This is a genomic window from Arthrobacter sp. 754, from assembly GCF_040548695.1.
Lineage (GTDB): Bacteria > Actinomycetota > Actinomycetes > Actinomycetales > Micrococcaceae > Arthrobacter.
In genome coordinates, this window is the sequence record NZ_JBEPSC010000006.1 from 45,192 (window position 1) to 67,169 (window position 21,978).

Genomic DNA, 21,978 nt, shown 5'->3' on the forward strand with positions numbered 1-21,978 from the left:
TACTTGCCGAAGATTTCTGTGATGGCTATGCTAATCCCCACATCACCGGTCACCAACCAACAGGAGGTCTTGTGGCCACCCACGCGCTCCCGGCGGAAGCACCTCGCGGCCCTGCAGACTCCGGGCAGCAGCTTGCGACCCACGTCACTACCCTGCGGCAGCCCGCCACCAGCTCGCCCCGCCCGTTCCTCCATCCGGTGCGTTCCCTCGCGGGCGCAACCGTGACCGAGGCCGGGCCGGCGGACCACCCGCATCACCTGGGCCTGTCCGTTGCCTTCTCCGACGTCAACGGAACCAACTTCTGGGGCGGGTCCACCTTCACCGCCGCCACCGGCCCCATGCTCCTGGCCAACCACGGCCGGCAACTCACCCAGGGCTGGCAATCATCCGAGAACGAAACGGGCGCAACAGAAGAGGGCGGCGTCTCCTGGCGGTCGGAATCGGACAACGAGCTCGCCGTTGAGCAGCGGCGCATCGAGCGCTTCGTCCACCCTGAAGCCGGAAGCTGGAGCCTTTCCCTGGCATCGGTGATTTTCCCGGCGGCGGGCGTCGAGCAGCTGCTGGTGTCGTCGTCGGCCGTCAAGGGCAGGGCAGGCGCCGGGTACGGCGGAATCTTCTGGAGATTTCCGCGGGGAACCGGGGATCCGCACATCCTGTCCGCCGCGGGCAGCGGCGCAGACGCCGCCCACGGGTCAAGGTCGCCGTGGCTCTCGGTCACCATGCACATCGATGGCGCGCCGGTCAGCGTTGTCCTAGCCCAGGACCCCGATTTCCCGCTCCCGTGGTTCATCAGGGCAGAGGGCTACCTGGGGGCAGGACCGGCGGTTGCATGGTCGGATGCGGCACAGGCGGACCGCAGCCACCCGCTCAGGCTCAGCCTGCACGCCGTGATCCACGACGGCCCCGTGCCCACGGCAGCCCGCGCCCTTGAACTTCTCCGGCACCACCCACGAACCAGCAGCCCCGGCACATCCGACAGGACACCATGACAACCCGGATCACCCCCCTCTACTCCAATCCCATCCTCAACGGCGACTGGCCGGACCCTGATGCGGTGCAGGTGGACGGCACCTACTACCTCATCGCTTCAAGCTTCAACCGGGTTCCCGGGCTGCCCGTCCTGAAATCGGGGAATCTCGTGGACTGGGAACACGCCGGCCACGCCCTCGCCGAACTGCCGCAGGGCAGCCACTACTCGCTGGTGCGCCACGGGAGCGGGGTGTGGGCGCCTGCCCTGCGCCACCACAACGGCCGTTTCTGGATCTTCTACCCGGACCCGGACCACGGCATCTTTGTCCTCAGCGCCGAACGCGCCGAAGGGCCGTGGACCAGGCCGCACCTGCTGTACGCCGGGCGTGGAATCATCGATCCGTGCCCGCTTTGGGACGACGACGGCGAGGCCTACCTTGTCCATGGCTGGGCGCACAGCCGGGTGGGCGTCAAAAACCGGCTGACGGTCCACCGCATGAGCCCGGACGCGGACCGGCTCCTGGACCACGGCACCCACGTGATCAACGGGACGGACCTCCCCGGCTACACCACACTGGAAGGACCCAAGTTCTACAAACGCGATGGCTGGTACTGGATCTTCGCGCCCGCGGGCGGGGTGGCCACCGGCTGGCAGTCGGTTTTCCGCTCCCAATCCCCGTTCGGCCCCTATGAAGGGCGCAAAGTGCTGGAACAGGGAAGTTCCCAGGTCAACGGCCCCCACCAGGGCGCCTGGGTCACCACGCCCGAGGGCCAGGACTGGTTCCTGCATTTCCAGGACCGCGGCCCCTACGGCCGGGTGGTCCACCTCCAGCCGATGGGCTGGGGCGCGGATGGCTGGCCGTGGATGGGAACACCGGCGGACGACGGCGGCCCGGGGACTCCCGTGGCCAGCCACCCTTACCCGGCCGGAACAGTGATCAAAGAAGCGGCGCCGCCCGCCGGCGACACCTTCGAATCCCCCGGGCTGGGGCCGCAATGGCACTGGCAGGCGAACCCTGTGGATTCTTGGTCACGCCAGCCCGGCGGCGGGCAGCTGGTGCTGTGTCCGCAGGCCAACGATCCCGGGAACCTTCGTGAGCTGCCCAACGTACTGGGCCAGATCCTGCCCGGCACGCCGTCCGTGTTCACCACCACGCTGGAACTGGACGGTGTTCCGGTGGGTACGCGGGCCGGCGTCATCGTCCTCGGGCAGCGGTATGCATGGCTCGGGATCACCAAAACCGCCGACGGCTACATCCTCGGGAGCGGCACGGGCGGCGATTCCCCGCACGAGCTGCCGCTGGGCCGGCCCGTCCCGTTGACGGGGGCGAGGATCGAACTGCAGATCCGCACGGACGGCACCCCGCGCTCCACGTTCGCGTGGCGTGCCGGGCGGACTGACCCCTGGGAAGTCCAGGGGTGGAACTTCGAGGTGGTGGAAGGCAAATGGATCGGCGCTGAACTGGGAATCTTCACGGCTTCGCCGTTGGGATCACCGGAAAGCGGCAGTGTTATCGTTGGTCCCGTGCGGGTTGAGACTGCGCCGGTCCGCCGGGCATTTGCCGCGCATCTCGCCGCCGCTTCCCGATGACCCCAAGGACTGCTCTTTTGACCGCCACTCCGCGCCCCAAGATCGCAGATGTGGCCGCCGCGGCAGGAGTCTCGGTCCCCACCGTATCCAAGGTCCTCAACGGTCGGGCGCATGTTTCCGAAGCCACGCGCGCCAAGGTCCGCCAGGCGCTCGAGGAGCTGGACTACACCAAACGGAATGTGCCAGCGGACCAGCCCGGCCTGCTGCAGCTGGTAGTCAACAACTTCGATTCCCCGTGGGTGCTGGAGATTATGGCCGGGGCCGAGGATGCCGCCGCCAGGCTGGGCTACTCGATCGTTTACACGCGGGCCGAACACGCCACTGCCGAGTCCTGGCGGAAACTCCGGGAGTCCTCCGCCAACCGGCTGGCAGGCGTGGTGCTCCTGGCTCCACGCCGCGGTTCCCGGCTGGTGACCACCCTCCGCAGCCTCAATATCCCCGCCGTCGCCGTTGACCCGGAAGGCACGGAGGGGCTCACCATCCCCAGCGTCAGCCCGGCGTCGTTCTCCGGAGCCCTCGCCGCGGTGGGCCATCTGCTGGAACTGGGCCACCGCCGGATCGGCATCATCACCGGCCGGGGCCACGGGTCCGGACACAGCCGGGCACGGTATGCCGCGTACGCCGCCGCACTGCACGAAGCGGGACTGCCGGTATTTCAGGAGCTGGTGCGCGACGGCGACTTCAGCATCGAAGCGGGCGTCCGCCACGGCGGGGATCTTCTCGACCTGCCGGAGCCTCCCACGGCGATATTCGCAGCGAATGACCTGCAGGCCCTGGGCGTCATGAACGCAGCCACCGGGCGCGGGCTGAAGATTCCGGCGGATCTGAGCGTGGTGGGTTTTGACGATATTGCCCAGGCAGCCCTGACATCGCCGCCCCTCACCACGGTCCGGCAGCCCCTGGCCCAGCTGGCGTCCATGGCTGTGAGCATGCTTACGGAACAGTTCGACCAGCACCGACCGGCCTCGCCGGCTGCCCTGGAATTGGCCACGGAAATGGTGGTGCGCGGCAGCACCGCCCCGCCCCGCGTAGGCTAATTCGGTTCCGCAAGCTGACTAAGGTTCCGCCGTCGTGCGGTTCTCCGCCGCCTCTGCAGCGGCCCGCGCATAGGACTCCGAGACGCGGCGGTAGACCGGGGTCAGGAAAGCCAGCAGCGCGGCGATGATCATGATAATCCCGGCTACCAGGAACACGAGGGCGATGCCGCGGGAAACGCCCTCGCCCAGCAGCGGGGCGAGCTGCGCGGCGCCGTCGGCGGACCGCGCGTACGGGATGATCCAGAACTGGGCAATCGGTGCGATGAGGAACGCGGTGACCGGCGCCGCCGCCGATTCGAACGCCATGGCGAATCCGAACACGCGGCCTTGCCGGGGCAAGGGCACCACCTGCTGGATGACCGTCTGCTCGGCAGCCTCCACGAAAGGCACCAGGACCAGATACAACCAGATGCCCGCGACGTACAGCCAGGCCCACTCCCGCAGCGTGAACACCGCCCCCAGTGCCCCCATCGCGATGACCGCGATGAGCATGGTGCGCAACGGGTTGGACCCCAGCCCGAACTTGCCGATCAGTGCGCCGCCGATGATGAACCCTGTGCAGCCGAGCGCAAAGACGGCCCCCCACACCTCCACCGGGAACATCTCCAGGCCATACGGATCCATCAGTGCCATGTAGACGCCGCCGATGAAGTTGTTGAACGTGGAGAACAGGATCAGTGCGAACAGGCCGGAAATGGCCAGCACCGCGGCGAGGGAGCCGCGAAGGTCGAACCCGCCCTGCGCGTCCGTGGCGGCGGCGCGCACCTCTTCGGGCATCCGCAGGGTCAGCAGATGGGCGAAGGCCAGTGCCGTGAGCACCAACGAGACGACGATCGTCCAGCCCATCCCCAGCAGCCCGACGGACAGCCCGGACAGCACTGAGGTGATAATGAACATCAATCCCTGGACCATGCCCACCAGACCATTGGCTTTGTCCCGCCGGTCCGGCTCGATGAGGATGGTGACCGTCGTGGACAGGGCGATGTTGCGCATGTTTTCCACCACCGCACCGATCAGGATGATCAGGGTGAGGAACCAGAACCACGGCTGGGTGAGGTCCAGCATCAGCGCCGCAGGTGTCAGCAGGAACAGGACCCCGGACAGCACGAACATCACCAGGGTGAAGCCGGCGGCAAAGCGCATCACGGCCAGCTTGCGGTAGCGGTCCACGAAGGTGCCGAAGCTGATGCTTGAAAGGGCAATCAGGAGCATGTATGCACCGCCGATCACTCCGGTGGCGATCACGTTGCGCGTCTCCAGGTACACCCAGAAGGTCAGGGCGAACCACAGGTAGCTGGTGGTGATGTTGGCGACGCCGGTGTTCATCAGGATGCCGGCGAACGTGCGGGACCGCTGCGCCGGACCGCGGACAGACGCGTCGACCGCGGCGGCGGCGGCGGGGGCGGCCTCCGTGGCCTGGGAAGGGACCGGTTTATGCTCGGTCATGCGGTCCAGTTTACTGAGGACTCTGGGGCTCGGACAGGTTTTCGCGTGGTACAGGAACGTACGACGGCGGGAGGTCCCCGCCGTCGTACGTTCATGAAATTCCCTCGGCCTGGCCCGCGCCCTCCGGGCCCTCAGCACGCCGGTTGAGTGAGCGCTTGCGCACCATCACAGTCCGAAGTTGCTGCGGAAATGTCAGCCTGCTCCTCCTGCTGACCACAATCACGGAGATCAGGCCGGTCAGCAGCACCACCGTACCGCCGGCGGCCACTGACCAGCGTGCGCCGAACTCGGTGCCGATCCACCCCATCAGCGGTGCGCCCAGGGCGGTGCCGCCCTGCAGGACTGCAAGGTACAGCGCGAGAACGCGCCCCCGGAATTGCGGATCCACCGACAGTTGGATGCTGGTGTTGCAGCTGTTCAGAAAGGTGATGGCGGCCAGGCCCACCGGAATAAGGACGGCTGCATAGAGCCAGAATGACGGCGAAACGCTGGCTATCAGCGTGAACAGGCCCAGGGCCAGGGCGCCGCCGAGCATGAACCGGATCCGCGGACCGGACCTGCGTGCTGCAAGAAGTGCTCCCGCCAGCGTCCCGATAGCCATGACAGAACCCAGGAGCCCGAATTCGCCCGCACCCATCCCGAATTCCGCCGTCGACATCAGGGCGTTGATGATGGGAAAGTTCATGCCGAAGGCACCCAGGATCCCCACCATGACGAGGATGAGCACCAGGTCCGGACGCTGACGGACGTAGCGCAGTCCGTCTGCCACCTGATGCTTGCCGCGGACAGCCGGCGTGGAAGGGGCAAGTTCCGAGGTCCTGATCCGCCACAGCGAAAGGAGGACTGCGGCGAAGCTGGCCGCGTTGAGCAGGAACACCGGCCCGGTGCCGATCCACGAGATGAGCAGGCCGGCGACGGCGGGGCCGGTGAGCCGTGCCGTGTTGAACGACGCCGAGTTCAGCGCCACTGCATTGGCGACGTGTTTCTGACCCACCAGTTCGGAGACGAACGCCTGGCGCGCCGGTCCGTCAATGGCGCTGGCCAGTCCGAGGCACAGAGCCGCCAGATAGGCCTGCCACAGCTGCGCCGTCCCGGTCAGCACCAGGATTCCTACCAGCAGGCCAATCAGACCCATGGCTGACTGCGCCCACACCAGGATCACGCGTTTGCGGTAGCGGTCCGCGAGCACTCCCGCATACGGACCCAGCAGGAGCATCGGCAGGAACTGAAGTCCTGTGGTGATGCCGACGGCGGTGCCTGAATTGTCCGTGAGAACGGTCAGCACAAGCCAGTCCTGGGCGATCCTCTGCATCCAGGTTCCGATGTTGGACACGAGCGCCCCGCCCGCCCACAGCCTGTAGTTGCGGTTTTCGAGTGCCCGGAACATCGCACTCATCGGGCGCTCAGCTCCTGCATGATGTGCGCGGCCCGGCTGAGGGTGCGCCGGTCCTCATCGTTGAGCCCGGCGACGCGTTGGGCCAGCCATGCCGTCCGCTGGCTGCGGGCCTCGGCCAGTACGGCCTCACCGGCCGGCGTGATGCTCACCTGGATCTGGCGGCCGTCCTCCGGATGGGGGGACCGGGACGCGAATCCCTGGTCCGTGAGCGCATTGACGATCCGGGTCATCGACGGCGCCTGCACGTGTTCCTGCTCAGCCAGTTCGCGGAGGGTCTGGGATTTGACGCGGAGGTGGGCGAGGACCGTGTACTGGCCCGGCGTGATCACATCCCCTGTTGCCTCAATGCGAAGCCTGCGGGACGTGCGCATCACAGCAGTCCGAAGATCGATCGCCAGGACGTCCGGCTGGATGGTGTCATGCAGTTCGGGGTTCATCTGGTTGGTCGTGGTCATCGGGCCTTCGGCTCTCCCTGCAATATTGTTAGCAGTGCTAATTAGTCCTGCTAACTATTATTCTCCTGTTTCGCGGAAAGGGCCAGTCCGCCGGTGCGTGCGGAGATCCAACGCCGATGCACCCCGGCCGACCGGCCCTACCCGCTGTCAGTGCCGCGGAGTAGGGTGCCGTCATGGACATCATCCTGGTACCCGGTTTCTGGTTGGACGCCTCATCGTGGGAGAAGGTGACGCCGGCCCTGGAGGCTGCTGGCCACACGCCCCATCCGCTCACCCTCCCCGGCCTTGAATCGAAGGACGCAAAGCGGGCCGGCATCACCCTCAAGGACCACATCAACGCCGTCGTCAAGGCTGTGGATGCCCTCGAAGGACAAGCTGTCCTGGTGGGGCACTCCGGTGGCGGTGCGGTCATCCACGGGGTGGCGGACGCGCGGCCCGACCGCGTGGCGCGGAACATCTACGTGGACAGCGGACCCCTGGGTGAAGGGGGCGTCATCAATGACCAGCTGCCGGCACACGGCGACGACGTCCCGTTCCCCCCATGGGACGGCTTCGAGGAAGCTGATCTGGTGGATCTCACCGACGACCTCCGCGAAGCTTTCCGCGCCCGCGCCATCCCAGAGCCCAAGGGTGTGGCCTACGGCAAGCAGCGCCTTCATGACGTCCGCCGGTACGAGGTCCCGGCAACTGTCATTTCCTGCCAGTTCCCGTCGTCGCTGCTGCAGGAATGGATTGACGCCGGCCACCCCTTCACTGCCGAGCTGGCCCGCATCCGCGACGTCGAATTCGTTGACCTGCCTACCGGCCACTGGCCCCAGTTCACCAAACCGGCCGAGCTCGGCCAGGCCATCCTGGCGGCAGTGGACCGCGCCACCTGACGTGGCCGCAGACGCCTTCCTCCGCCGCTGGTTCGTGTCCGTGACCCTTGCGGAAGCCGCGGGGTTTGCCATCCCCGCCACCGCGCTCGGCATCCTGGCCCTCCTCGCCGCGCCGGCCGGCGTCGTTTATCCCTCCATGGTGCTGGCCGGCGCATGCGAGGGCTGCCTCCTGGGATTCGGCCAGTCTGTCGGATTCGGACCGACGGTTCCCCGGGCGCGCTGGATACTCGCGACGACGGCGGGGGCAGCCGTCGCCTGGTCGATCGGGATGCTCCCCAGCACGCTGGGCGGCATCGATTTCGCCTCGCCCGGAGTGCTCGTTCTTGTCGCCGTGCTTGGGTCCGCCCTGCTGCTGTCGATCCCGACGCTCCAGTGGCTGGTCTTGCGGCGGCTGGTCCCCTACAGGCGCACAGCTTTCTGGATCCCGGTCAACGCCGGCGCCTGGGCCGTCGGCCTCCTATGGACCTTCGCGCCGTCCCCTTTCATTGACGAAACCACCCCGGTACCGGTGTTGTTCGCCGTCTATCCGCTGGCGGGACTGCTGATGGCGGCCACCGTGGCAGTGCTCACGGGATTTGCGGCCCGGCGTGTGGTTGCCGCCCCCTGACCAGCCCCAGGCAAAGAGCCGCAGCCGCTGCTGCAACGCAGCAGACCGTCCCGAAGGGAACCGCATCGTTGGCGCCGCCGATGCCGACCAGGGGCGCGGCGAGGCCGCCGAAGGCGAACCGGGCCAGCCCGAGCAGCGAGGAGGCCGTGCCGGCGATGTCCGGATATTCCTTCAGCGCAAGCGACGTCGCCGGCGGGCTGGTGACGGCCACGCCGCTGACCATCGTGAACAGGGACAGGACGATGGCGGTCAGGGGCAGGTGCAGGAGTGCGGTCGCGAGCAAACCCAGGGCGCCGGACGCAGTCAGGATCAGCCCAACGGTAAGCGTTCCCCGTTCGGACCACCGCTCGCCCAGGTGCCCCGCGATGAATCCGAAGATCATAAAGCCGAGGGAATTCAGGCCGAATGCGAGCGAGTAACCCTGCGGGGAGAGTCCGTACATGCCTTGCAGGATGTAGGTGGCTCCGCTTAGGTACGCGAAGATTGCCGAGTACGTGAAGCCGGTGATCAGCACCGCACCAACGAACACCCGGTCGGCGAGCAGCCGGCGGAAGTCGTTCAGCGTGTGCACGAAGCCACCGGCCACTCGCCGGTCAGCGGGCAGGGTCTCCTTGAAGATCACCGCCGAGGTCAGCAGTATGGCCACACCCACCGCGGCAAGGAACAGGAAGACTCCGCGCCAATCCGCCACGGTTGCGAGTTGCCCGCCAATGACGGGGCCGATGATCGCCGCAAGTCCGCCGAGCACCGTCAGGCGGGCGTAGTACCGAAGCAGCTTGCCGCCCGAGTAGACGTCCCGCCCGGCAGCCTGCGCGATCACAATGCCGACAGCGCCTGCCAGCCCCTGGACGAACCTGGCAATGATAAGGGTTTCGATGGTCGGGCTGACCGCGCAAAGTGCAGATGTGAGCGTGTAGGCAAGGACGCCGATGAGCAGCGGTGTCCGTCGGCCCAAGCGGTCCGAAAGCGGCCCGGCTATCACTTGGCCGATGGCCAGGCCGAGCAGACAGGCCGTGATGGTTAACTGGGCCGCCGACGTCGTGCTTTGAAAGCCGGCAGTGAGCGCCGGAAGGACAGGCAGGTACAGGTCCATGGAGATCGGCCCGAAAATTGTCAGCAGGCCCAGGACGATCGCCAGGGGACGGCCGACGGTCTGCTGCCGGACGGGCGTCGGAGTGTCGATGGCGGTCATAAGGGCTCCGTTCATGGGTCAGGTGTGGTTTCGCTTTCCATGCAACACGGTCCCGACAGTTCCAGCGAGGGCTCTGCTTATCCGGGTTCTGGCAGTACCTCCCTCAGCCCACGCACTCCGGGGTAGCGTGGATGAGTGGATAACAGGACGGAAATCCGCGAGTTTCTCGCATCGCGACGTGCCAAAATCACTCCGGAAGTGGCGGGGCTGACGCTCTTTGGCGGACGACGGCGGGTCCCCGGCTTGCGCCGCGAAGAGGTCGCCATGCTCGCGGGCGTCAGCGTGGATTACTACACCAAGCTTGAGCGCGGAAACCTGGCCGGCACCTCGGAAAGCGTCCTCGACGCCATCGCCAGGGCATTGAACCTCGATCAGGCCGAGCGGGAACACCTCTACAACCTCGCCCGCGCCTCCGGCCCGGCAAGCAAAACCCAGCGGCGTCCCCTCCAGAGCGGGGCCGTGCGCCCTGCCCTGCAGTTCATGCTTGATTCCATGACGGGAGCCCCGGCATTCATAGGCAACCATCACATGGATATCGTGGCGGCGAACCAGCTGGCCTACGCTCTCTACTCAGAGATGTACCGCAGACCCGCACGCCCGGCCAATCATTCCCGCTTCATCTTCCTGGATCCTAAAGCCCGGGAGTTCTATCCCAACTGGGAGCTGGCTGCCGACACCAACGTCGCCATCTTGCGCACGCAGAGCGGGCGGAACCCCTTGGATAAGCGGCTGTCCGACCTCGTGGCCGAGCTCTCGATGCGGAGCGGGGAATTCCGGTCCCGCTGGGCTGCCCACAACGTTAGGCGCCACTATGCAGGCACCAAAGTCTTTCGCCACCCCGTAGTGGGGGAACTCGAGCTCTTTTACGAGGCAATGGAGCTGGCCGAAGACCCCGGCTTCACCCTGACGGTTTACCCCGCCCTCCCCGGTTCCCCGTCCGATGAACGCCTCCGCCTGCTCGCCAGCTGGGCCGCTACTGAGCGGATTCAGGACATCGCCCGCGCACCCCAAGGACAAGCCATGCCGGGACGCGAGGAGTCACGTCCCTGAGAAAACGCCCGGAAATCCTGCCCCGCCCGCGAACCCTGGGCTAGCCTTGCCAACAAAGGTCCGGCAAACATCCCGGATCCTGACGACCAGGCAAAGCTGCCGGGTTATGACTGTTGGTTTGTTCGAGCAAAGGATGATCATGGCCGTTTCAATTGAGCTGGGCAAGAAACTCGACAAGAGCTTTGAGAACTTGAGCCTGGAGGAAGTTCTCGACGCTCCGCCGTCGGCCCTGGCCGGCCTCACGGAAAAGCACGCCGAACTCCTCGCCGGTCTGGGGATTAAGACCGTCCGCGATCTCGGCAGCAACAAGTACTTCGCCACCGCCGGGGTTCTGGTGGCCCTGTCCAACCACGTGGACTAATCCAACATTGGGCAAGCAGGTCCGGCCGGTGGCAACACCGGCCGGACCTGCTCCGGTTAAGCGCAGCCAGTGCGGTCGGCCGATATTCGAGGCGGCAAAGCGGCAAACAACAGATTTGTATTTCTGTTTACAAAATTGTCATAGCCGACTAAATTCTTACCATCCCCCAGCGGATCACATCTAGATCCGCTGCATGCGTCCGAAGAGGAAACTATGACAATTACCAGGACTCTGGCCACAAGCCTCATGAGCCTCTCAGCAGCAGCGTTGCTCGCCCTCTGCTCGGCGGGAGGAGCCGCCGCCGCGCCCCCCGCACCGGACAACGACGAATCCCGCGGCGTCAGCAGCTCAAAAGTCGCCGACTCCGCGGACGCGGGCTACTGGACGCCGGAGCGAATGCGCGCGGCGATTCCCGGGGATGTCCTGGCGAAGAAGGCACTGGACCGGCAAAAAACCAACAAGGCAGACGTCGAGGAACGTGAGGCCCCCGCAGCAGAGAGCAAGGTCCAGGGTTCCGCCCCGCAGGTGCAGCAGAAGGCCAACTCCAGCGAAAGCCCCGTGCCGCACATTGGCAAGGTCTTCTTCACCCTTGGCGGAACTAACTACGTCTGCTCGGGAAACTCGGTCGCCTCCACCAACAAGAACACCGTCGCCACCGCCGGTCACTGCCTCAACGAAGGCCCCGGCGCCTTCGCAACACGGTTCACGTTTGTTCCTGCCTACCTCAACGGCGCAGCGCCCTACGGCCAGTGGACAGCCAAAGCCCTCTACACCCCCACCCAGTGGAGTTCCTCAGGCGACATGCGGTACGACACCGGGTTCGCCGTCATGTCCCAGCTGAACGGCCGCAACCTCGCCGACGTCGTCGGAGCCTCAAGCGTGCAGTTCAACGCGGCCCGCGGCCTCGCCTACAAGGCATTCGGCTATCCCGCAGCCACGCCGTTCAACGGGGAATCCCTGAAGAGCTGCACCGGCACGGCCACCAACGATCCCTACAACCCCCAGTTCAACTCCCAGGGCATCCCCTGCAACATGACCGGCGGCTCTTCAGGCGGCCCTTGGTTCATCGGCACCAGCTCCAGCGGGTACCAGAACTCGATCAACAGCTACGGCTACGGCAGCAAATCGACCAAAATGTACGGTCCGTACTGGGGTTCCGTGATCCAGCAGGCCTACACCACCGCATCCTCCGCACCGTAGGAAGCGGAACGCGAGCGCTTTACGGCTCGCCCAGGAGTTGAATGAACGACGGCGGCCGGCCATGGGGGGCCGCCGTCGTTCATTGTGCGTCCGGGTCGTCGAGCCCGGGTCGCGGCGCCCACCCCAACGGACTGAGAGCTGCACCGGCCTGAGCACCGCCCCCAGAAGCAACGCGGGGTCACTCCGCGCCCGATTCTGGCCTCGGATTGGGCGTTTAGTGACCCCGCGTTGGAGTTTCTTGACCCCGTGTTGGAGTTTTCAGGCCTTGCGGTGGATGGACTTGTAGCTCAGGTAGGCGTTCAGACCCTCAATCCCGTACTCAGTCCCAAGGCCGGAGTCGTGCCGGCCGCCGAACGGAGCGGCATGGTTGGACGCGAAGAAGTTCAGGCCCACTGAGCCGGTATCCATCCGGTCCGCCACGGCAAGCGCCGCGTCGGGATCAGAGCCGAACACCAGCCCGCCCAGGCCGAACTCGGTGTTGTTGGCGAGTGCCACGGCCTCATCGACGGTGTCGTACTTCAGGATGGTGATCACCGGCCCGAAGATCTCTTCCCGGGAGATCCGCATGTCCGGCGTGACGTCGGCAAACACCGTGGGCTCGACGAAATAGCCCTGCTCCAGCCCGCCGCCCAGAGACGCAGCACGGCCGCCGGTGGTTGCCCGGGCCCCCTCGGCCAGCCCCGATTCCACATACTCCAGCACGGTCCGGTACTGGGACTCCGTGGCGCAGGGGCCAAAGACGGTGTCGGGCTCCAGCGGATCACCCTGTTTACCGGCGGCGATGGTGGCAGTGACCATGTCCACCACCTCGTCATGGCGGCTCGCAGGGGCAAGGATGCGGGTGGAGATGTAGCAGGTCTGGCCGGTGTTGCGCATGGAGGACCGGATCAGCACCTCGGACATGGCGTCCAGATCAGCGTCGGGCAGCACGATCGCGCTGGACTTCCCGCCCAGCTCCAGGGTGACAGGGCGCAGCAGCTCACCGCAGGCCGCGGCAATCTTCCGGCCCACCGGCGTCGAACCCGTGAACGCCACCTTGGCGACGCCGGGGTGCTTCACCAGCACATCCCCCAGCCGGCCGGAACCGGTGACCAGGTTGACCACGCCTGCGGGCACCCCGGCCGCCGCGACGGCGTCGATGATCACCCGGATGGACAGCGGCGTGGGCGACGCCGGTTTGATCACCACGGTGCAGCCGGCAAGCAGTGCCGGCGCGAGTTTGATGACCACCAGGTTGATGGGGAAGTTCCACGGCGCGATCAGAGCGCACACACCCAGGGGGTCGCGCCGGACAACGGATTCGCCGCCGCCGCGCGGGAAGGGGCGGACGTCTTCCCGCTCCAGGTATTCGGTGAGCGTTGCAAAGTAGCGGAAAATACCCGCCGCGTTGGCGGCAGCACCGGCGGATTCGGACACCGGCGAGCCGTTTTCCCGGGAGTTGGTCAGCGACAGCTCCTCGGCCCGCTTCTCCACCTCCTCGGCAATCCGGATCAGGTAGGCTGCCCGCTCAGAGGGGGTCAGCCGGGGCCACTCCCCCTGGAATGCGCGCTGGGCGGAGCCGACGGCGGCGTCCACGTCTTCCGGAGTGCCGTCCGGGACGGAGCCCCAGACTTCGCCGGTAGCGGGGTCGGTGACCGGGTTCCGGCCGGTGCCCCGCGAGGCCTGCCAGGCGCCGTCGACGAAGATCGTGTCCACATGGGTGTGCGGCAGCGATAGCGCGGTCCGGGCAGCCAGGGCAGGGGCGCCATGGGCGGCAGCGTCGCTGATGTGCGCGTCATGCGTGGCGGAGGTCATCGGATCACCGCCGTCTTCAGCAGGGCGTTGGAACGGCCGAGATCTGCCGTGGCCATGTCCACGGCCGCCTGGGTGATGAGTTCGGGCACGATTTCGGTGGCCAGCCTGTCGGTGTAGGTGGCCGGGTCCATCGCAAACCACGAGGACGCCAGGGCGATCCCCGCGCGGTCGAACCGCCACAGCCTGTCGGCGTCGCGCATCAAGGCGTCCTCCAGGGACCGGGCTACCAGGCGGGTGTCATGGCCGTCGATGATTTCACATACGCTTTCCACAAACTCCGGTGAATAGCCCAGACCCGGCAGCACCCGGCGCGCCACCTCGCAGCCCTGCTGCTCATGCTCGTAGCGGATGGCGGCTTTGCGCCAGTCACCGGAGAAGCCTTCGGAGATGATCCGGGATTCATCCACGTGGGCCCAGCCGGTGTCGTGCAGCAGGGTGGCGATGCGCACCAGCTCGGCGTCGGCGTCGGGGTAGGCACGGCAGAGCCGTTCGGCGAAGGCGAGCGAGATGGGCAGGTGGATATCGTTGCCGCGCGTCCGGGTCTCGTGGACAACGGCTTCCCAGAGCGCGTCGAGCTCCCCAAGCGCTGCGGGGGTGTTGCAGATGGCCGTCGTGTCCACCGGTCCTGCAGCCGGAACGGGGCGGACGCTGTACTCGGCGGCGAACGCCTCGGCCAGCATGTCAGAGGCCAGGGCGTCAGCGGCCGGATCGGCAGCGCCGGTCCGGGCCTCGGCGACCGGAGTCTTGGGGGTGCTCATAATGCTCCTTCGGGTGGGCCAGCATACTGTCTGAGTGCAGTCAGCTGTCCGTGGTGATGGTCTTGAGTTGCGTGGCAGTATCCGCTGCGGCGTCGGCCGGAATGTTCTGTCCCTTGGCCAGTGCGTTTTTCACTGCCATGAAGTCCAGCGGCGCATTCACGCAGTCCGCGGCGATGATCCGGCCCTGGCGGTAGTAGAGGACGCTGAACTTCCCGCGTTCCTCGTCGCGCCGGAGCACGGTCTGGTCGTAGCCGTTGCAGAGGCCGGCGATCTGGAGTTTGAGATCGGCCTGGTTGGACCAGAACCATGGAATGCCTGCGTATTCCTCGCGCCGGCCGGTAAGCGAGTACGCGGCTACCTTGGCGTGTTCGATGGCGTTGTTGACGCTTTCCAGCCGGATCCGCTCACCCGGCTCGGAGCCCGGGACCGGGTTGGGCATATTGGCAACGTCCCCCACGGCGACGGTGGTGCCGTCCGACGCCAGCGCGAACCGGTCCACCACTACCCCGTTGTCCACGGCCAGGCCGAGCTGTTCGGCCAGCTGGGTGTTGGGGATGACGCCGATGCCGATCAGCACGATCTGGGCGGGCAGCACCGTGCCGTCCTGGAGCTCGACGGTGGCGACTGAAGTCTGTTTTTCACCTGCGGCGGCATCCGCGGTAAAGCGTGCAGCACTCGTGTTGAGCCGAATGTCCAGACCGCGGGAGCGGTGCGCCTGCAGGAAGTACTCTGCGGTCTCCTCCCCCACTGCCCGGCCAACCAGCCGCGGACCGAACTCGAGCACGGTGACGTTCTTGCCCATTTTCTGCAGGCTGGAGGCGGCTTCGAGGCCGATGAACCCGCCGCCGATCACCACCACATCAGTGGCGTCGCCCACCCGGGCCTTGAGCGCCAGGGCGTCGTCGGCGTTGCGCAGGTACAGCACACCGTCCAAATCCCCGCCCTCGATGTCCAGCTTCCGGGCACGGGCACCGACCGTGAGGGCCAGCCGCTTGAAGGGGAACTCACGGCCGGAGGACGCGTGCGCCACCCCGGAACCGTCCGCTTCCTTGTCGATCCGGACGATGTATTCGCCTTTGACCAGCTCAACGTTATGCTCGGCCCAGTACTGGTTGGAGCGGAAGATCAGGGATTCGCTCTCCACCGTGCCCTGCAGGAACTCCTTGGACAGGGCCGGACGCTGGTACGGGCGGTGGTCCTCGTCGCCGAGCAGCGTGATGTGCTCGTCGAAGCCCAGGGCCCGCAGCGAGACCGCGAGCTGCACCCCGGACTGGCTGGCTCCAATGATGAGGAGGCCGGTGCGCGTGGGGACGGAACCGGTTGTGTCAGTAGCCGGCTGCGCCGCTGTCTGCGTGCCCATGGCTACACCTGGGTTTCCGGGGTGGTGACGAACAGTTCGATCTCATCCGTCAGGCGCAGCTGGCAGGACAGCCGGGAGTTGTCCTCCCGGTCCACTGCGGTGCCGTAAAGCATCTCGTCCTCCATGTCCTCCATCGGCGGGAGCTGCGAAACGCAGTCCTCCCGGACAAAGACGTGGCAGGTGGCACAGGACAGCGAGCCGCCGCACTCGGCCACGATCCCGGGAACGCCGTTGCGTACCGCAGTTTCCATGACCGAATCGCCCACGTTGCCCTGGACGTCGCGAACGGCGCCTTCGGCGTCGGTGAAGTGAACCGTTGGCATTGGTCCTCCTTGTGATTGAAGTTCGTTGGGGTGAAAGGAGCAGGCTGGTCAGATGAACTGCCGGCCGCCGTCCACCACCATGGTCTGGCCGGTGTAGTAGGAGCTGTCCGGTCCGGCGAGGAACAGCGCAGCGCCCACGATGTCCTCGGGCTGGCTGGCGCGTTTGATGGCGCCGCGGTCCACGCCGTAGTTCTCGGCGTTTTCCATCAGCCCGTAGCTGGCCTCGGTGAGGGTGAAGCCGGGAGCGATCGCGTTGACCGTAATCCCCCGCCGGCCCAGTTCCTTGGCCATGACCCGGGTCAGGGCCACCACGCCGCCCTTGGAGGCGACGTAGTGCAGCCACTGCTCGGAGCCGCTGTAGATGGTGGCGCTGGAGAGGTTGATGACGCGGCCACCCTCGGGCAGGAACGGACTCGCGGCGCGGGTCACCAGCCAGGGGCCCTTGAGGTTCACGTTCATCACCAGGTCCCATTCGGCCGGATCAATGTCCTCGAACGGGCTGCGGGTCACCCCCGCGTACACCGCGGCGTTGTTAAGGACGACGTCGATGCTCCCGTTGCCGAACTCAGCGCAGCTTTTCGCGAGGTCCTCCGTGGATTCGACGCTGGTGACGTCCGCGGCGAAAGCGGCTGCTTCGCCGCCGGCTTCGCGGACGAGTTTCGCTGTCTGCTCGGCGCCCTCAAGGTTGATGTCCGCCACGGCCACCCGGTAGCCGCGGCCGGCGAAGCCGAGCGCGAACGCCCGGCCCAGCCCGCCGGCGGCCCCGGTGATGAGGACGGTGCGGACGGGCTGTCCCTCGCCGCCATATTCCGCATTGGGCATATTCAGCTCAGACATGGCTGTGGCTGTGGGCGCCCGGTCCGGTGGCAACCAATTCATCCTCGGCGTCAAGGATCTGGACGGTGCCCTTGGTCCCGTCAACGCGGAGCCGCTGGCCGGTTTTGATGGTGGTGGATGCGGAGCCGGTCCCGGTGACGGCCGGGAGGCCGTATTCGCGGCAGACGATGGCGGCGTGGCTCATCATGCCGCCGATGTCCGTGACGGTTGCCTTGATTTTGCCGAAGATCGGGCCCCACGACGGTGCCGTGACGGTGGCAACCAGGATCTCGCCCTGCTGTACTTCGGAGAGCTGGTCGGCGTCGGTGACCACGCGTGCCAGGCCTTCCACCACGCCGGGTGAGGCTGCCATGCCGCGCAGTCCGCCGCCTTCCACCGCTTCGCCGGCGCCCAGCCACTGCTGGACCTGCTCGGTGGTGATGCCCCAGAGCATCCGGGTGAAGGGTTCGGTGATGGACTCCGGCGGGGTGTTCAGTGCCGGGGCGGGACGGGCGGTCTTCAACGCGTCCACAATGCCGCGGCGGCGTTCGATCTCCTCCGGCCAGTAGTCGGGGCCGATCGGCTTGGCGCCGACGCCCCAGCCGGTGACCAGGTCAAAGAGTGCGTCGCGGACCTCGTTGCGGCCCAGGTACAGCAGGTCATCCGGTTCGGTCCAGAATCCCTCCGCGTGCATCATGCGGGAGAGTTCGCGGATCTTGCGCCAGAAGACGCCCATGGTCCAGTGCTCGATGTAGAAGTTGTGGTTCTCCACGTACGGGTAGGCGGTGGCGGCGAGGCCGCGCTTGGCGTCGAAGATGGCCTGGTTGTCGCCTTCGAGCAGGTCGCGGTATTCCTCGATGATGCGGTCGCGTTCCACGATCAAGGCCTCGACGGGGCGCATGATTTCCTGGCCCTCGTCCACGCGGCGGATGTAGTCGGCGATGTAGCCGAGCGGGATTTCCTGGTGTTCGTTCCAGTACTTGTCGTGGCCGTAGAAGCCGTTGCCAACGGTGAAGTTGAACCACGGGTCCTTCGCGCCCTCGTACTGGGCGATCCACCGTTCCCCGCCGGAAGCGGAAGCGATGGCACCCAGGGTGGCATCGACGTCGTCCGTGTTCCCGAAGTGAGACTGCAGCCCGAGTTCGACGGCGAGCTTGGCGAGGCCCTTTAGCTCGTCGTCCGGGCGGAAGAGTTCCATGTCCACGCCCTGCACCATGGTGGCGATGGACTGGTCCGGGACGTTGGGGAAGACCTGCTTGCAGAAGTTGAAGAAGTCCAGGTAGGCGATGTAGCCCAGGTTCAGGAACTCGAAGTGGTACTGCCAGTTCTGGTAGGCGAGCTGGATGAGGCGGTCGTAGCTTTCCAGCAGCTTCTCGGACCCGTCCTTGCCCTTGCCGGACGTGATGTCCTCCATAGGGACCATGTCCGGGAGCTTGGGGAAGGAGATGGTCTCCATCTCCGCGATGGTGCCCTTGACCTTCACGTGCCAGTCCTTGAGCAGCTGCTCCCAGTTCTGGAAGTAGTGGCCCACGCGCTGCTCGAACAGCGGCACGCGCGCGGCGATCTGGTCCTCGGGCACCGGGATGGGTGACATGTAGAGGTAGCCCAGGTGGATGCGGAACTCGATGCCGTTGGCGTTCGGGATCATCAGGTGCCGGGCGTTGTACTGGCCCAGGCACTTGACGGCGAATTCGCCGCCGATGGTCTCAAACGGCTTGAAGACGGTGGGCCAGTGCTGGCTGTCGCAGAACCAGAATTTGGCGTCTTCCTGCTCCTTGAGCTTGTCCTGGAAGACCAGATAGTAGGGGTAGATCTTTTCCCAGCCCTCGGCGCCCGCGGGGACCGTGAGCTCGGAGGGTTTGGGGAAGGACTTCAGGGACATGGCGGTCCTTTCATAGGGCTCAGCGGTGAGCCTTGGTGTATGGAACGGGGACGGACGGGAACTGCGGAAGCTAAACGGCCTGCTTGGGTAGGGTGCCGCTGAATCCGCTGAAGAAGCCGCCGGAAACCACCGGCTGCGGAGCTGTTTGCGGAGCCGGTTTGGAGGAGTGCACAGTCTCCGGACGGGACTGGAGCAGGAGCAGGTTTTCGCCGTCCGGCAGGTCGGCGTCGAGCGCCCATTCGATGTCCTGCGGGCATTTGTAGTGCTTCTCGGCCCGCTTGGCCATCTGTGCGACGGCGGTGAGTTCAGCGTCGGTGAGGCTGCGGCGGCCGCGCCGTTCGTCGTCGACCTCGCGTTCCACCAGGCGCTTCGCGCCGGCGTCGGGGATGAGTTCGGCATGCTTGTCGCCGAGGTGTTCATTGACGACGGCGAGCGTGACCTTGTCCAGCAGGATGTTGTCCGGCGTGACCTGGCCGGAGACCACCATCTCGCCCACGCCATACGAGGAATCGATGGTGATCTTGGAGCGGTCCCCGTTGGTGGGGTCCATGGTGATGGCGACGCCGGAAACCCGGGAGTTGACCATCTTCTGCACCACCACGGCCATGGAGAGTCCCTCGTTGGGGATGTTGTTCTTGAGCCGGTAGATGATGGCCCGGGAGGTGTAGAGCGAGGCCCAGCACTGCCGGATGTGCTCGGTGACAGCCTTGACGCCGTCGAGCCAAAGGTAGGTGTCCTGCTGGCCGGCGAAGGAGGCGTCCGGCAGGTCCTCTGCGGTGGCGCTGGAGCGGACGGCCACGGGAACCGGCGCCTCGAAGCGTGCCATAAGCGATTCGTAGGCTGTGATGGTCAGCCCGCGCATGGCCTGCGGGACGGGGCGGGAGCAGATGTCCTCGCGGATGGCGGCGGAGACCTTGTCCACCTGGTTCATGTCCTCCACGTCCAGATCGGCCAGGAGCTGGTGGATGTGGCGGGTGATGCCGGCTTCCTCCATGAAGCTATCGAACTGGGCGGTGGTGACCACAAAGCCCGGCGGGACGGGCATGCCGGCGGAGGTCATGGTGACCAGGGATGCGCCCTTGCCGCCGAGGTTTTCGAGCTTGGGTTCGATGCCGCCGTCGAAAAACTGGATATATTCGTTGCTTTGCATATTTCTCAGGCCTTCCAGCTGACGGGAACGGTCTCGGGGACACGGAAGGAAAGGTTTTCGCGGAAAGCGATGCTCTCAGGGTCCTCAAGCTGCAGCCCCGGGGCGAGCCGGGCCACTTCCTCGAGCGCAATTTTGGCCTGGAGCTTGGCGAGCATGTTGCCCAGGCAGTAGTGGATTCCGAAGCCGAACGAGAGGTGCTCGCGGGCGTTGGGGCGGGAGATGTCGAAGTCTTCGCCGGCTTCGAACTTGCTTTCGTCACGGTTCGCCGAGCCCATCAGGAGCAGCAGCTGGGAGCCCTCCTCGATGGGGACGCCACCCACCTCAGTGTCCTTGAGGGCCTTGCGGCGCCAGCCGACGATCGAGCCGGCGTAGCGGAGGACCTCGTCGATGGCGGCCGGGATCTTCTTGGGATCCTCGACCAACCGCTGCCACTGCTCGGGGCGGGCCAAAAGCTCGCGCAGGGCGTTGGAGATCAGCGTGGTGGTGGTTTCGTGGCCGGCGAAGAGCAGGCTGTAGAGGACCGAGGCGATCTCGTGGTCCGAGATTTCGGCGCCGTCCTGCTGTGCCTTGACGAGGTCTGCGGTGAGGTTGTCGCCGCCCTGCTCGTGGGCAACCCGGACCAGGCGCAGGCACTCCTGCCAGTACTCCACCAGGTTGTGGGCGTGCGGGATCTGCTCTTCATCGCTCAGGTCGCCCCAGGTCATCGCAGCCCGGGAATCGGACCAGCGCTTGAAGGTGTCCACCTGCGAGACGTCAGCGCCGATCAGGGTGAGGATGGTGATGGTGGGGACGTCGTAGGCGAGATCCTTGACCAGGTCGCCGCGGCGTTCTTCTCGTGAGAGCATCTTCTCGAGCAATTTGACGACGTTTTCCCTGATGAAGGGCTCGAGCGCCTTGTAGCGGCGGGGCGTGAAGGCCTTCTGGACCACGGCGCGGATGCGGGTGTGCTCCGGCGGGCGGCGGGCTGACAGACCGGAGTAGGCGGTGAAGCCGCCGTCTTCCATGATCTTCTTCGCGGCGGCACCGCGTTCGCGGACGGGCGCCTGGGCGTTTTCGCTCGAGAAGGTTTCCCAGTCCTCGAACACTGCCTTGATGTCGTCATAGCGGGAGACAACATACAGGCCCACGCGCTCATCAAACATGACGGGCTGCTCGGCCCGGAGTTCGGCGTAGGCGGTAAAGGGATCCTTCATCTGGAAGGGCTCGTAGCCGTGGTGCCCGGCGGGGGCCTCGGCGCCGTACCCGAAGGGACAGCGGCCGGCCGTATCTGTCGACGATGACATCTGGACTCCTGGTGTCTTGGTTCCGCCCGCACCCTAGGGGGTGGGGGGCTTCTGAACTCCAGTGTGGTCCACATCACCGGCAGGTGGATAGGACCGGCTTCCACTGGACGGAAGGCAATATGTAGGGGGTTGAAGCTTCTTGACGGCGTCGGCGGCCGGACGCAAACTGGGCTGATGGATGACGAAACTGAAGAACACCTCGTCAATCGCGTTGTCGAGCGGCTTGCGGTCCGTTATCCGGAGGCACCCCGGACACTGATCACCGAGATTGTCGGCCAGGAATACCACGGCCTGGACAGCGGCCGCATTCGCGCCTACGTGCCGACCCTGGTTGAGAACGGTGCGCGGACCCGTCTGCACCGGGCACTCAAGAACCCTTCTCCCGACCAGTAATCCCCTGCAGGCCTGCTGCTCTCGCGGGACTGGCGGC

The 21,978-nt window shown here is 66.1% G+C and carries 21 protein-coding genes; 9 read left to right on the plus strand and 12 right to left on the minus strand.

The window, feature by feature from the left end; genetic code table 11:
* Nucleotides 1-71 precede the first annotated feature (71 nt).
* From ABIA70_RS16950 to ABIA70_RS16960, 3 genes are read left to right on the plus strand one after another with little or no spacing between them, the layout of a single operon-like run.
* A complete protein-coding gene (locus ABIA70_RS16950; RefSeq protein WP_354148746.1) occupies nucleotides 72-989 on the plus strand; it encodes a DUF6807 family protein in 918 nt (305 codons plus the stop codon).
* Nucleotides 986-2,560, plus strand: a complete 1,575-nt coding sequence (locus tag ABIA70_RS16955; protein ID WP_354148747.1) for a glycoside hydrolase family 43 protein — start codon at nucleotides 986-988, stop codon at nucleotides 2,558-2,560. The genes ABIA70_RS16950 and ABIA70_RS16955 overlap by 4 nt, the downstream gene beginning before the upstream one ends.
* Nucleotides 2,561-2,577: 17 nt before the next feature.
* On the plus strand, nucleotides 2,578-3,597 hold the full coding sequence (locus tag ABIA70_RS16960) for a LacI family DNA-binding transcriptional regulator (protein WP_354148748.1): 1,020 nt from the start codon (nucleotides 2,578-2,580) through the stop codon (nucleotides 3,595-3,597).
* 18 nt (nucleotides 3,598-3,615) lie between these two features.
* Here ABIA70_RS16960 and ABIA70_RS16965 read toward each other — a convergent pair whose 3' ends face one another.
* The 3 genes from ABIA70_RS16965 to ABIA70_RS16975 form a co-directional block, all read right to left on the minus strand.
* Nucleotides 3,616-5,043, minus strand: coding sequence for an MFS transporter (locus ABIA70_RS16965; RefSeq protein ID WP_354148749.1), 1,428 nt, complete (start codon nucleotides 5,041-5,043; stop codon nucleotides 3,616-3,618).
* Nucleotides 5,044-5,134: 91 nt separating this feature from the next.
* Entirely contained in the window at nucleotides 5,135-6,439 is a 1,305-nt protein-coding gene (locus ABIA70_RS16970) for an MFS transporter (RefSeq protein WP_354148750.1), read from the minus strand.
* A complete protein-coding gene (locus ABIA70_RS16975) occupies nucleotides 6,436-6,894 on the minus strand; it encodes a MarR family winged helix-turn-helix transcriptional regulator (protein ID WP_354148751.1) in 459 nt (152 codons plus the stop codon). The genes ABIA70_RS16970 and ABIA70_RS16975 overlap by 4 nt, the downstream gene beginning before the upstream one ends.
* Nucleotides 6,895-7,067: 173 nt before the next feature.
* Between ABIA70_RS16975 and ABIA70_RS16980 the strand changes: the two genes are divergently transcribed.
* Nucleotides 7,068-7,772 carry an alpha/beta fold hydrolase gene (locus ABIA70_RS16980; protein WP_354148752.1) on the plus strand — a complete coding sequence of 235 codons (705 nt, stop codon included), beginning with the start codon at nucleotides 7,068-7,070 and terminating at the stop codon, nucleotides 7,770-7,772.
* A 1-nt stretch (nucleotide 7,773) separates the two neighbouring features.
* Complete coding sequence (locus ABIA70_RS16985) at nucleotides 7,774-8,379, plus strand: hypothetical protein (RefSeq protein ID WP_354148753.1); 606 nt, start codon at nucleotides 7,774-7,776, stop codon at nucleotides 8,377-8,379.
* Here ABIA70_RS16985 and ABIA70_RS16990 read toward each other — a convergent pair.
* The gene (locus tag ABIA70_RS16990; RefSeq protein ID WP_354148754.1) at nucleotides 8,339-9,571 is read right to left on the minus strand and encodes a multidrug effflux MFS transporter; all 1,233 of its coding nucleotides are present in this window, start codon (nucleotides 9,569-9,571) and stop codon (nucleotides 8,339-8,341) included. The two genes, ABIA70_RS16985 and ABIA70_RS16990, sit on opposite strands and share 41 nt — an antisense overlap.
* Nucleotides 9,572-9,706: 135 nt before the next feature.
* Here ABIA70_RS16990 and ABIA70_RS16995 point away from each other — a divergent pair, with 135 nt between their 5' ends.
* The 3 genes from ABIA70_RS16995 to ABIA70_RS17005 all read left to right on the plus strand — a co-directional run bounded on the left by ABIA70_RS16995 (nucleotide 9,707) and on the right by ABIA70_RS17005 (nucleotide 12,182).
* Nucleotides 9,707-10,621, plus strand: a complete 915-nt coding sequence (locus ABIA70_RS16995) for a helix-turn-helix transcriptional regulator (RefSeq protein WP_354148755.1) — start codon at nucleotides 9,707-9,709, stop codon at nucleotides 10,619-10,621.
* Between the two features lie 139 nt (nucleotides 10,622-10,760).
* The gene (locus ABIA70_RS17000; protein WP_354148756.1) at nucleotides 10,761-10,982 is read left to right on the plus strand and encodes a hypothetical protein; all 222 of its coding nucleotides are present in this window, start codon (nucleotides 10,761-10,763) and stop codon (nucleotides 10,980-10,982) included.
* A gap of 213 nt (nucleotides 10,983-11,195) precedes the next feature.
* Entirely contained in the window at nucleotides 11,196-12,182 is a 987-nt protein-coding gene (locus ABIA70_RS17005) for a trypsin-like serine peptidase (RefSeq protein WP_354148757.1), read from the plus strand.
* Between the two features lie 258 nt (nucleotides 12,183-12,440).
* On the opposite strand, the gene ABIA70_RS17010 is transcribed toward ABIA70_RS17005, so the two are convergent.
* From ABIA70_RS17010 to ABIA70_RS17045, 8 genes are all read right to left on the minus strand, one after another.
* Nucleotides 12,441-13,976, minus strand: coding sequence for an aldehyde dehydrogenase family protein (locus ABIA70_RS17010; protein WP_354148758.1), 1,536 nt, complete (start codon nucleotides 13,974-13,976; stop codon nucleotides 12,441-12,443).
* Nucleotides 13,973-14,734 (minus strand): HD domain-containing protein, encoded by a 762-nt coding sequence (locus tag ABIA70_RS17015; protein WP_354148759.1) that lies wholly within the window; start codon nucleotides 14,732-14,734, stop codon nucleotides 13,973-13,975. The genes ABIA70_RS17010 and ABIA70_RS17015 overlap by 4 nt, the downstream gene beginning before the upstream one ends.
* Nucleotides 14,735-14,774: 40 nt before the next feature.
* A complete protein-coding gene (locus tag ABIA70_RS17020) occupies nucleotides 14,775-16,094 on the minus strand; it encodes an NAD(P)/FAD-dependent oxidoreductase (protein WP_354148760.1) in 1,320 nt (439 codons plus the stop codon).
* 2 nt (nucleotides 16,095-16,096) lie between these two features.
* The gene (locus ABIA70_RS17025; RefSeq protein ID WP_354148761.1) at nucleotides 16,097-16,417 is read right to left on the minus strand and encodes a 2Fe-2S iron-sulfur cluster-binding protein; all 321 of its coding nucleotides are present in this window, start codon (nucleotides 16,415-16,417) and stop codon (nucleotides 16,097-16,099) included.
* A gap of 48 nt (nucleotides 16,418-16,465) precedes the next feature.
* Entirely contained in the window at nucleotides 16,466-17,254 is a 789-nt protein-coding gene (locus ABIA70_RS17030) for an SDR family NAD(P)-dependent oxidoreductase (protein ID WP_354148762.1), read from the minus strand.
* Nucleotides 17,247-19,115: a PEP-utilizing enzyme gene (locus ABIA70_RS17035; RefSeq protein WP_354148763.1), complete on the minus strand. Its 1,869-nt coding sequence runs from the start codon at nucleotides 19,113-19,115 to the stop codon at nucleotides 17,247-17,249. The genes ABIA70_RS17030 and ABIA70_RS17035 overlap by 8 nt, the downstream gene beginning before the upstream one ends.
* Nucleotides 19,116-19,185: 70 nt before the next feature.
* Nucleotides 19,186-20,265, minus strand: a complete 1,080-nt coding sequence (locus ABIA70_RS17040) for a PEP/pyruvate-binding domain-containing protein (protein ID WP_354148764.1) — start codon at nucleotides 20,263-20,265, stop codon at nucleotides 19,186-19,188.
* Between the two features lie 5 nt (nucleotides 20,266-20,270).
* A complete protein-coding gene (locus ABIA70_RS17045) occupies nucleotides 20,271-21,548 on the minus strand; it encodes a cytochrome P450 (protein WP_354148765.1) in 1,278 nt (425 codons plus the stop codon).
* A gap of 174 nt (nucleotides 21,549-21,722) precedes the next feature.
* Between ABIA70_RS17045 and ABIA70_RS17050 the strand changes: the two genes are divergently transcribed.
* Nucleotides 21,723-21,941, plus strand: a complete 219-nt coding sequence (locus tag ABIA70_RS17050) for a three-helix bundle dimerization domain-containing protein (protein WP_354148766.1) — start codon at nucleotides 21,723-21,725, stop codon at nucleotides 21,939-21,941.
* Nucleotides 21,942-21,978 lie beyond the last annotated feature (37 nt).

Excerpts from the sequence above, each read along its gene's own strand:
- ABIA70_RS16955 (WP_354148747.1), top strand. The coding sequence starts at position 986 with ATGACAACCCGGATCACCCCCCTCTACTCCAATCCCATCCTCAACGGC.
- ABIA70_RS16965 (WP_354148749.1), bottom strand. The coding sequence starts at position 5,043 with ATGACCGAGCATAAACCGGTCCCTTCCCAGGCCACGGAGGCCGCCCCC.
- ABIA70_RS16970 (WP_354148750.1), bottom strand. The coding sequence starts at position 6,439 with ATGAGTGCGATGTTCCGGGCACTCGAAAACCGCAACTACAGGCTGTGG.
- ABIA70_RS16975 (WP_354148751.1), bottom strand. The coding sequence starts at position 6,894 with ATGACCACGACCAACCAGATGAACCCCGAACTGCATGACACCATCCAG.
- ABIA70_RS16980 (WP_354148752.1), top strand. The coding sequence starts at position 7,068 with ATGGACATCATCCTGGTACCCGGTTTCTGGTTGGACGCCTCATCGTGG.
- ABIA70_RS16990 (WP_354148754.1), bottom strand. The coding sequence starts at position 9,571 with ATGACCGCCATCGACACTCCGACGCCCGTCCGGCAGCAGACCGTCGGC.
- ABIA70_RS17000 (WP_354148756.1), top strand. The coding sequence starts at position 10,761 with ATGGCCGTTTCAATTGAGCTGGGCAAGAAACTCGACAAGAGCTTTGAG.
- ABIA70_RS17005 (WP_354148757.1), top strand. The coding sequence starts at position 11,196 with ATGACAATTACCAGGACTCTGGCCACAAGCCTCATGAGCCTCTCAGCA.
- ABIA70_RS17010 (WP_354148758.1), bottom strand. The coding sequence starts at position 13,976 with ATGACCTCCGCCACGCATGACGCGCACATCAGCGACGCTGCCGCCCAT.
- ABIA70_RS17015 (WP_354148759.1), bottom strand. The coding sequence starts at position 14,734 with ATGAGCACCCCCAAGACTCCGGTCGCCGAGGCCCGGACCGGCGCTGCC.
- ABIA70_RS17020 (WP_354148760.1), bottom strand. The coding sequence starts at position 16,094 with ATGGGCACGCAGACAGCGGCGCAGCCGGCTACTGACACAACCGGTTCC.
- ABIA70_RS17025 (WP_354148761.1), bottom strand. The coding sequence starts at position 16,417 with ATGCCAACGGTTCACTTCACCGACGCCGAAGGCGCCGTTCGCGACGTC.
- ABIA70_RS17030 (WP_354148762.1), bottom strand. The coding sequence starts at position 17,254 with ATGTCTGAGCTGAATATGCCCAATGCGGAATATGGCGGCGAGGGACAG.
- ABIA70_RS17035 (WP_354148763.1), bottom strand. The coding sequence starts at position 19,115 with ATGTCCCTGAAGTCCTTCCCCAAACCCTCCGAGCTCACGGTCCCCGCG.
- ABIA70_RS17040 (WP_354148764.1), bottom strand. The coding sequence starts at position 20,265 with ATGCAAAGCAACGAATATATCCAGTTTTTCGACGGCGGCATCGAACCC.
- ABIA70_RS17045 (WP_354148765.1), bottom strand. The coding sequence starts at position 21,548 with ATGTCATCGTCGACAGATACGGCCGGCCGCTGTCCCTTCGGGTACGGC.
- ABIA70_RS17050 (WP_354148766.1), top strand. The coding sequence starts at position 21,723 with ATGGATGACGAAACTGAAGAACACCTCGTCAATCGCGTTGTCGAGCGG.